This is a genomic window from Thalassovita litoralis, from assembly GCF_900182725.1.
In the GTDB taxonomy this organism is placed as follows: Bacteria; Pseudomonadota; Alphaproteobacteria; order Rhodobacterales; family Rhodobacteraceae; genus Thalassobius; species Thalassobius litoralis.
Genome location: NZ_FXTO01000003.1, coordinates 234,562 through 243,336, shown reverse-complemented (window position 1 = coordinate 243,336; position 8,775 = coordinate 234,562). Strand labels below are relative to the sequence as shown.

Below are 8,775 nucleotides of genomic sequence, written 5' to 3'. Positions count from 1 at the left end.
CCTGCGCGACGAACAGTGTGATCCCAAAGTCGTCGAGAGCATCATGGCCGACGAGAAGAGCTGCTGAGGCAAGACGGCCCTCGGCGGAACCTTACTTTTCAGCGGCGTAAGGCGGTATGGATTGGGGGCTTTGCCCCCGGTCGCCCTTGGCGCCCTCCCCCAGAGTATTGGGGATCAGAAAGAAGCGAAGCGAGCACGAGCTTTGTGTGGCGGGCTGGCGGAACGCTTTAGAGGTCGGTTTTGCCGTCATTGGACAATTCCCGATGCAGGAATTCTGCCAGATGAGCCGCGAGCGGGTCAGGTTCGCCGGGACCGGGAACAAGGCTGAGATCAAGGATGGGTAAGGGGGGCAGGCCTTCGGGGTCGCCGATGCGGATCAGGCCGGGGGGCAGGCAGGATTCGATCATCCCGATCACGGCCAGCCCGGCCTGCGCCACCGCGATCAGTCCCAGTAAACTGTCGGTCGAGGATACCACCCGATACGGCAGGTTTGCGCCTTGCAGGGCTTCGACCACCAGACGACGCGCCAGATCCCCGGCCTCGAACAGGGCAACAGGCAGGGGCGTGCGCAGCCATGCCCCATGATCCGGGGCCGCCGCCCACACCAGCCGTTCGCTGCGCAGCACGGCAAAAGGCTGGCGCGGGGCGCGGGTAATCACCGCCAGATCCAATCCCCCGGCCCCAAGCAGGCGCAGCAACCGCGGGGTGGTGTCAAAGGTCAACTCCAGTTCGGCCAAGGGGAATTCGGCTGTAAATCGCATCAGCGCCGGGCCGATCAGGTTGGTTGCATAGTCTTCGGGCATTCCCAGACGCACGACGCCAGCGGCTTCGGTTCGGCGCAGGCTGGCCAGTGCTTCGTCCGACAGGCGCAGCAGATGGCGGGCGTGGAGCAGCAAATCCTCGCCCGCAGGGTTGGGTTGCAGGCTGCGGCCTTCGCGCAGAAATAAGGGGCGACCGACGTAATCCTCTAACCGTTTGATTTGCATACTGACCGCAGATTGACTGCGCCCGACCCGCAGCGCGGCAAGCTGAATGCTGCCGCAATCAATCACCGCAACAAAGCTGCGCAGCAGCGTTAAAACCAACGGGTCGGCCATAGTTCAAGAATTCTGAAGCTTTACCTCAATTCTATTCGTTTGAATGAGGTGTTGCCCAGCCCTTAGATGGCGCAAAGAAGCAAGGGAATGACGATGCGCTACGCGACGGGTATGGGGTTTGTGCTAATTGCCGGGGTTTTGTGGTCCTTTCAGGGGTTGATGATCCGGCAAATTGATGGGGCCGGGGCGTGGACGGTGCTTGTGTGGCGGTCGTTGGCCATGTTGCCGGTCCTGCTGGCGTTCATCGCGTGGCGGTCTGGCGGCAAACCCTTGGCAGCAATTCGTAAATCCGGGCTGGCGGGGATGCTGGGCGGGTTCGGATTGGTGGTGGCGATGGCGGGGTCCATCTTGTCGTTTCAAACCACGACCATCGCCAATGCAGCTTTTCTGCTGGCGGCGGCCCCGTTTGTGACGGCGGTGCTGGGACGGGTGATATTGGGGGAAATCGTGGCGCCGCGCACCTGGGGCGCGATTGCCTTGGCCTTGGTCGGCATTTTTATCATGGTCCGCGAAGGGCTGGCGGCGGGGGCGTTGCTGGGCAATATGGCGGCGCTGACCGCAGCGGTTGGTTTCGCGCTGTTCAGTGTTGCGTTGCGCTGGCGCCAGATCGAGGACAGCCTGCCCACCGTCCTGCTGGGCGCGGTGTTTGGTGTGGTCGTGGGGGCGGTCGTGGCTGCCCAGCTTGGTCAGCCGCTGGCGATTTCTGCGCCTGATCTGACATGGTGTATTTTGATGGGGATCGGCACCATGTCAGGCGGGATGATCCTGTACACTTTGGGCAGCCGGGTTGTGCCATCAGCCGAGTTGGCCCTGTTGTCGAATACCGAGGTGCTGCTGGCCCCGTTCTGGGTGTGGCTGGTGATCCATGAAACCGCCAGCACAGGCACTTTTGTCGGGGGGGCGGTCCTGATGGTGGCAATCCTGTATAACGCGCTGTCCGGCGCGCGGCGCATGGCGCTGGCGTAAATGTAGCGAAGAAGGGTCTGTTTCGCGCCCTGCGTGGCCCGTTAAGCGCGGTGCATTTGCGGGGTGTCCAATGGCCCGCTGGAATGGACCCCATGCGGGGCGGTGTGGTTGAAATCGGTATGACCCCGGTCGACGAAAATCAATAATGCGGTGGTTTTTCGGGGCCGGTGTAGATGTAACTGCCCTGATCGGCCTCTTGCTGGGCGGCGCGTTGCATCAGCATTTGAACCCGCTTTTCCATCACGTCGATGGTGGTTTGTTGTTTGGCAACGACATCCGATAAATCATCCACCATGCGGATCAGATGGGCCAGTTTTTCTTCGATCTCTGTCATGGGGCCTCCTTCGGGGTGGGGCGGGTTTAGCATGACGTGACGCGGCGGGAAATCCCTGCAATTGCGGTGATGGACCGGGTGGTGCAGATTGAGAAAGGGAGGACACCAGATGACAGTCAACATAAGCGATCAGGGCCGGGTTCGGGTGATCGAGATACATCGCCCGACAGCCCGAAATGCGGTGGACCCGGAAACTGCGCGGGCCTTGTATCAGGCGTTTACGGCATTCGATGAGGATCAAGCGGTGGATGTCGCTATTCTGACGGGTGGGGCGGGAACGTTCTGTGCGGGGTTCGATCTGAAAACCGCAGCCGATGGGCGTGGGGCCGCGTGGATCGGCGGGCTGGACATTCCCGAAGGCTGGAATCCGCTGGACGATCCGATGCCGGGGCCGATGGGTCCGACGCGCTTGATGCTGTCCAAGCCGGTGATTGCGGCGGTCGAAGGATTCGCCGTGGCGGGCGGGCTGGAGCTGGCGGCGTGGTGCGATCTGCGGGTGGCGTCAGAAGCAGCCGTGTTCGGGGTGTTTTGCCGCCGCTGGGGTGTGCCGCTGATTGATGGGGGAACGGTGCGTCTGCCGCGTATGATCGGGCAGGGGCGGGCCAATGACATGATCCTGACAGGTCGCCCCGTTCCCGCCCCCGAGGCGCAGGCGATGGGGTTGGTCAATGAAACGGTCCCCGAAGGGCAGGCCTTGGCGCGGGCGCTGGAACTGGCGCAGGATTTGCTGCGCTTTCCACAGATGTGTATGCGGGCCGACCACCTGTCAGCGCGGGGCGATGCGGCTGATCTGGGCGCGGCGTTGCGCCGGGAATGGCAATCCGTTGCGACATTCGCCGCCGAAGGCGCAGCAGGGGCGGCCCGGTTCGCCAGCGGCAAAGGACGAGGCGGGGATTTTTCCGGGATTTGATCCGGCGGCGGGCAAACAGCGGGCCGCGCGTCGGCTGATGGGGGGCGATATGAGTATTTACGGCAAGATGAAACAGATTTTGCCGTCCCAATGGCGCTGTTGCTTGCCCCTTGGCCCCGCATCCGGTAGAGCCGGGCGCGAGTTTAGCGGCAAGGATCAAAGCCATGGCCAAGCAGAAAAAAGCCCCCCGCCCCAAGGCAGAAACGCCCAAAGGGTTTCGCGATTATTTCGGTGCCGAAGTCACCGAGCGCAGCGAGATGCTGCAAAAGATTGCCGGGGTCTATCATCGCTATGGGTTTGACGCGCTGGAATCCAGTGCGGTTGAAACGGTCGAGGCACTGGGGAAATTCTTGCCGGATGTGGATCGCCCGAACGAAGGCGTCTTTGCCTGGCAAGAGGCGGACGAGGATGGCAAGGGCGATTGGATGGCGCTGCGCTATGACCTGACCGCCCCCTTGGCGCGGGTCTATGCCCAGCACCGCAACGACCTGCCGACGCCGTATCGGCGTTATGCGATGGGTCCGGTCTGGCGCAACGAAAAGCCGGGGCCGGGGCGGTTCCGCCAGTTTTATCAATGCGATGCCGATACGGTGGGCGCGGCTAGTGTGGCCGCCGATGCCGAGATTTGTTCGATGTTGTCGGATACGCTGGAAACTGTGGGCATTCCGCGCGGCGATTATCTGATCCGGGTCAATAACCGCAAGGTTCTGAACGGTGTGCTGGAGGCGATGGGGCTGGCCGATGGGGCAGAGGCGCGCGACAACGTGCTGCGCACCATCGACAAGTTCGACAAGGTTGGCGAAAACGGCGTGCGGGAATTGCTGACCAAGGGGCGGCTGGATGCCTCGGGGGCGTTTATCGACGGTGTCGGGCTGAGCGACGCACAGGCCGACCCGGTGATTGCTTTCTTGACCTCGAAAGCGGCGGATGCGGCGGGGACGCTGGCTAATCTGCGGGCGGCTGTTGGTGACTCGGTGGTTGGGCTGCAAGGGATTGCCGAACTGGAAACCATCGCGGAGCTAGTTCAGGCGCAGGGCTATGGGCCGGACCGGATTGAAATTGATCCGTCGGTCGTGCGTGGGCTGGGCTATTACACTGGTCCTGTGTTCGAGGCGGAACTGACCTTTGAAATCTTTGACGAAAAGGGTCGTAAGCGGCAATTCGGCAGCGTGTCCGGCGGTGGGCGCTATGACGATCTGGTGAAACGCTTCACCGGGCAGGAAGTCCCGGCAACAGGCGTGTCCATCGGGGTTGACCGGCTGTTGGCTGCGCTGCGGGAAAAGGGCCGGGTGCAAAGCCATGCGCAGGGTCCGGTGGTCGTGACCGTTATGGACCGCGACCGCATGGCCGATTATCAGGCGATGGTGGCCGAGCTGCGCAATGCAGGCATCCGGGCCGAGGTGTATTTGGGCAATCCGAAAAATTTCGGCAATCAGTTGAAATACGCGGATAAGCGCAATTCCCCGGTGGCGATCATCGAAGGCGGCGAGGAAAAAGCCAATGGCGTGGTCCAGATCAAGGACTTGATTTTGGGCGCGAAAATTGCCGAGAACGCGACGCTGGAAGAATGGAAGGAACGGCCCAGCCAGTACGAGGTGGCGCGGGGCGATCTGGTCGCCAAGGTGCGCGAAATTCTGGAAGGGCAGGGCTGATGGAACGGGCGGCGATACGGGCGCGGGGCGCCCAGCTTCGGGCGCTGTTCGAGGCCGAAGGCGCGCAGGTGGTGGAAACAGGTATCCTGCAACCGGCCGAGGTTTTGCTGGACCTTTATGGCGAAGATATTCGCGCACGGGCCTATGTGACATCGGACGCGCTGCGTGGCGAACAGATGTTGCGCCCGGATTTTACGGTGCCGGTGGTGCAGATGCATATGGCCTATGGCGCGGAACCCGCGCGATATACCTATGCGGGCGAGGTGTTCCGGCGTCAGGAAGACGATGCTGACCGGGCCAACGAATATATTCAGGTCGGGTACGAGGTGTTCGACCGCGAAAACCCGGTGGATGCAGATGCCGAGGTGTTTACCCTGATCCGTCGGGCGCTGGGCGATGCTCCGCTGCGGGCCGCGACCGGGGATATTGGCGTCTTGATGGCGGCTGTGGACGGGTTGCAAACCACTGATGCCCGCAAGGCGGCGCTGCGGCGGCATATCTGGCGGCCTCGGCGGTTCCGGGCGTTGATTGATCGTTACGCCGGGCGTGCGCCTGTGCCGCCTGCGCGGGCGGCACTGTTGTCTGTCAGTGATCCGTTTGACGGCCTGCCGCCGGAAATCGGTGTGCGTTCACAGGCCGAGGTGGCGGCGCGGGTGGCGGCCTTGCGGGCCGATGCCGAAGCTGCGCCCCTGGCGGAACGTGATGTGTTGCTGCTGGATGCCATTCTGTCGGTGCGTGAAAGCCTGCCGAATGCGATTGAACATCTGCGCGATATTGCGGTGGACCTGCCCGCGATTGATCCGGCGGTGGAACGCGTGGCAGCCCGGATGCGGGCGCTGGAAAAACGCGGTGTCGATGTGGAACGGCTGGATTTCGAAGCCAGCTATGGGCGCACGTCGATGGAATATTACGATGGGTTCGTGTTTGGGTTCTATGCTGAAAACCGCGCTGATCTGCCAGCGGTTGCCACTGGCGGGCGCTATGACGCGCTGACCCGTGTGCTGGGGCAGGGGGCTGAAATCCCGGCGGTGGGCGGGGTGATCCGTCCGGGTCTGTTGCTGGAACTGGAGGGCAGCAAATGAGCGTGAAGCTTGGGGTGCCGTCAAAAGGCCGCCTGATGGAGAAAACCTTTGAATGGTTCGGGGATCGCGGTGTGACGCTTAGCCGGACAGGATCGGACCGCGAATATGCCGGGGCGGTCGCAGGGGTTGATAATATTGAACTGGTGCTGTTGTCCGCCGGGGAAATCCCGCGCGAACTGGCCGCTGGGCGCATCCATCTGGGGGTGACGGGCACCGATCTGGTGCGCGAAAAGCTGGGGCAATGGGATCAGCAGGTCGAAGAACTGGCCGAACTGGGCTTTGGTCATGCCGATCTGATCATCGCGGTTCCGGGGTTCTGGGCGGATGTGGATACGCTGGACGATCTGGACGCTGCGGCGGCGGCGTTTCGGCTGAAGCATGGTTTCCGGTTGCGGATCGCCACCAAATATCACCGTCTGGTGCGCGAATTCCTGCGGGATAATGGCGTGGCGGATTATCAACTGGTGGACAGTCAGGGCGCGACCGAAGGCACGGTGAAAAACGAAACCGCCGAAGCGGTGGCAGACATTACCTCGACCGGAGATACGCTGCGGGCGAACCACCTGAAAATCCTGAGCGACGGGCTGATTTTGAAATCACAGGCCACTTTATTCCGGTCGCGCAACGCGCCGCTGGATGATGTGGATCGGGCGGCGCTAAAGGCGCTGTGCGCCAAGCTGCGGGTGGATTGAACGCTCTTTGTCCCGCAGCGTTGGGAATTGGCGCACGGGCGGCACATGAGTATTTTGGGCAAGATGAAAGCGGCGGGGTGTTTCCTGCCGCTTTTTTCTTGGTTTAATGATCGCGGGGGTGCCATTCCTGACTGCCCACATGGCGGCGGCGCAGGCGCAGGGCCAGCCCCAGCGCGACACCTGTGCCAATGGCTACCGTCAGATCAACCAGAACGGTCAGGGTCAGTGTCAGCAGAAGCAGCGCACGATCCGAGGGGCGTTCGGCCATGTAGCCGCGCCATTTATGCGGCTCGGACATGTTCCAGGCGGTTAGCATCAGAAGCGCAGACATGGCGGGCAGGGCCATTGCCCCGGCCAGCGGGGCGGCAACGGCCATCATGCCCCAGATCGCCAGCGCATGAACGATCCCTGCCACCGGGGTTTGCCCCCCGGCGCGGATATTGGTGGCGGTGCGGGCGATGGCCCCGGTGGCGGGTAGCCCGCCAAACAGGGCCGATCCCAGATTGGCAACGCCTTGGGCCACCAGTTCCGCATTGGGTTTGTGGCGGCGTTCGGTCATGCGATCCGCGACAATGGCGGACAGCAGCGATTCGACCCCGGCCAAAAAGGCAATCACAAGCGCCGAGGGCAGCAGTTCCTGTATGCGTTCCAGCGACAGCGCCGGAAGCTGTGGCATGGGCAGGCTGCCGGGCAACGCGCCGAAACGATCCTGAATGGTTTCCACCGGCAGCCCCGCCAGCGCCACGACGGCGGACCCAATGGCAACCGCCACAATCAGGCCCGGCAACCGCGGTGCGGCACGGCGGAAGATGATGATCAGCGCCATCGTCCCCAACCCGATGGCCGAGGCCCACGGATTCAACGTATCCCGCGCCGCCCAAAGCGCCGGAATTTTGTGGATCAGGTCGGCGGCATCGTGGTCGGGGCGCAACCCCATCAGATCCTTGAGCTGCGACAGACCGATAATCAGGGCGATTCCGATGGTGAAACCGTTGATGACGGCCTCGGGGACATGGGTGATCAATGCGCCTGCTTTCAGCCGCCCGGCAATCAGCAGGATGATACCGGCCATGAAGGTTGCCATGACCAGCCCATCATAGCCGTGTTCGGCGATGACCCCGGCCACAACAACGATAAACGCGCCAGTGGGGCCGCCGATCTGAACATGACTGCCGCCAAAGGCCGAGATCAGGAACCCGGCAACGATTGCGGTGACAAGCCCCTGTGCGGGCGATGCCCCCGATGCGATGGCGATAGCAAGCGAAAGCGGAAGGGCGACCATGGCAACCGTGATCCCGGCCATCAGATCGGCGCGGAAACGGGATGGGGTATAGCTGCTCATGTCGCTCAGAATCTGAGGACGGTACATGGCGGAAACCTGGATTTTCATAGCCCGCGCGGCGGGCCGTCATTTGCATGCCCCGAAGAATAAGGGCGAAAGACATTTCAATGCCCCCATGCTGCGCGGGCGCAGGGCTGAGTCGCAAGGGGATGGTTGGAAATTTTTTTGAATAGAGCTTGCGTAGATGGGGTATCCCCACGCGTTCTGTGCTCAGATCACACCGATTTCGGCCAATGCGGCGGACAGTTCCGGGGGAAGCGGGTCTTCGGTGGCGCGGCCTTGGGGCAGATCGGCGGGGCTATCTTCGGGGGACAGGTAGCGCCAGCCCTGAAACGGGCGGCGCAACGCCTGCACTGTGCGGTGCAGCGCGGGGTCCAGCACGATGGCGCAGCGTCGGATACCGTCCTGTCCGGTCACGTCGTCCAGCCGTAGGATGCGCTGGCGGCACTGGATTATGCCTTTGATCACCCAGTAAATCGACCCACCGTCCAGAATTTGCGATTCGCGTTTGGGCCACATTCGTGTGACATGACGCGGCAGCCCATCGGCGAACCGCTGGCGATAGCTTTCCTGCCAATGTTCCAGATCGTCAACGCTTTCGGTGCCGACGCTTAGTTTTATCAGATTGATGTGGCTGCGGCTTGTCATGGATTTTTCTCTATAGGTAGTGTAGGATAGCTGGGTAATCCACGAAATCAAG

At 62.3% G+C, this 8,775-nt stretch carries 9 protein-coding genes; 5 read left to right on the top strand and 4 right to left on the bottom strand.

The window, feature by feature from the left end; all coding sequences use genetic code 11:
• Positions 1–227 precede the first annotated feature (227 nt).
• Positions 228–1,097 carry a LysR substrate-binding domain-containing protein gene (locus FN828_RS04840; protein ID WP_142492259.1) on the bottom strand — a complete coding sequence of 290 codons (870 nt, stop codon included), beginning with the start codon at positions 1,095–1,097 and terminating at the stop codon, positions 228–230.
• Positions 1,098–1,184: 87 nt separating this feature from the next.
• On the opposite strand from FN828_RS04840, the gene FN828_RS04835 reads away from it, so the two are divergent.
• Positions 1,185–2,063, top strand: a complete 879-nt coding sequence (locus FN828_RS04835; protein WP_235891400.1) for a DMT family transporter — start codon at positions 1,185–1,187, stop codon at positions 2,061–2,063.
• 139 nt (positions 2,064–2,202) lie between these two features.
• Here the strand turns inward: FN828_RS04835 and FN828_RS04830 are convergent, their stop codons facing one another.
• On the bottom strand, positions 2,203–2,397 hold the full coding sequence (locus FN828_RS04830; RefSeq protein WP_142492258.1) for a SlyX family protein: 195 nt from the start codon (positions 2,395–2,397) through the stop codon (positions 2,203–2,205).
• Positions 2,398–2,506: 109 nt separating this feature from the next.
• Between FN828_RS04830 and FN828_RS04825 the strand changes: the two genes are divergently transcribed.
• From FN828_RS04825 to hisG, 4 genes are all read left to right on the top strand, one after another.
• The gene (locus FN828_RS04825) at positions 2,507–3,307 is read left to right on the top strand and encodes a crotonase/enoyl-CoA hydratase family protein (protein WP_142492257.1); all 801 of its coding nucleotides are present in this window, start codon (positions 2,507–2,509) and stop codon (positions 3,305–3,307) included.
• A gap of 164 nt (positions 3,308–3,471) precedes the next feature.
• Complete coding sequence (gene hisS, locus FN828_RS04820; RefSeq protein WP_142492256.1) at positions 3,472–4,959, top strand: histidine--tRNA ligase; 1,488 nt, start codon at positions 3,472–3,474, stop codon at positions 4,957–4,959.
• Complete coding sequence (locus FN828_RS04815; RefSeq protein ID WP_185958935.1) at positions 4,956–6,041, top strand: ATP phosphoribosyltransferase regulatory subunit; 1,086 nt, start codon at positions 4,956–4,958, stop codon at positions 6,039–6,041. Before hisS ends, FN828_RS04815 begins: the two co-directional genes overlap by 4 nt.
• Complete coding sequence (hisG, locus tag FN828_RS04810) at positions 6,038–6,733, top strand: ATP phosphoribosyltransferase (RefSeq protein ID WP_142492254.1); 696 nt, start codon at positions 6,038–6,040, stop codon at positions 6,731–6,733. The genes FN828_RS04815 and hisG overlap by 4 nt, the downstream gene beginning before the upstream one ends.
• 103 nt (positions 6,734–6,836) lie before the next feature.
• On the opposite strand, the gene FN828_RS04805 is transcribed toward hisG, so the two are convergent.
• Positions 6,837–8,102, bottom strand: a complete 1,266-nt coding sequence (locus tag FN828_RS04805; protein WP_142492253.1) for a SulP family inorganic anion transporter — start codon at positions 8,100–8,102, stop codon at positions 6,837–6,839.
• A 183-nt stretch (positions 8,103–8,285) separates the two neighbouring features.
• Positions 8,286–8,723 carry a DUF1489 family protein gene (locus FN828_RS04800; protein WP_142492252.1) on the bottom strand — a complete coding sequence of 146 codons (438 nt, stop codon included), beginning with the start codon at positions 8,721–8,723 and terminating at the stop codon, positions 8,286–8,288.
• Positions 8,724–8,775 lie beyond the last annotated feature (52 nt).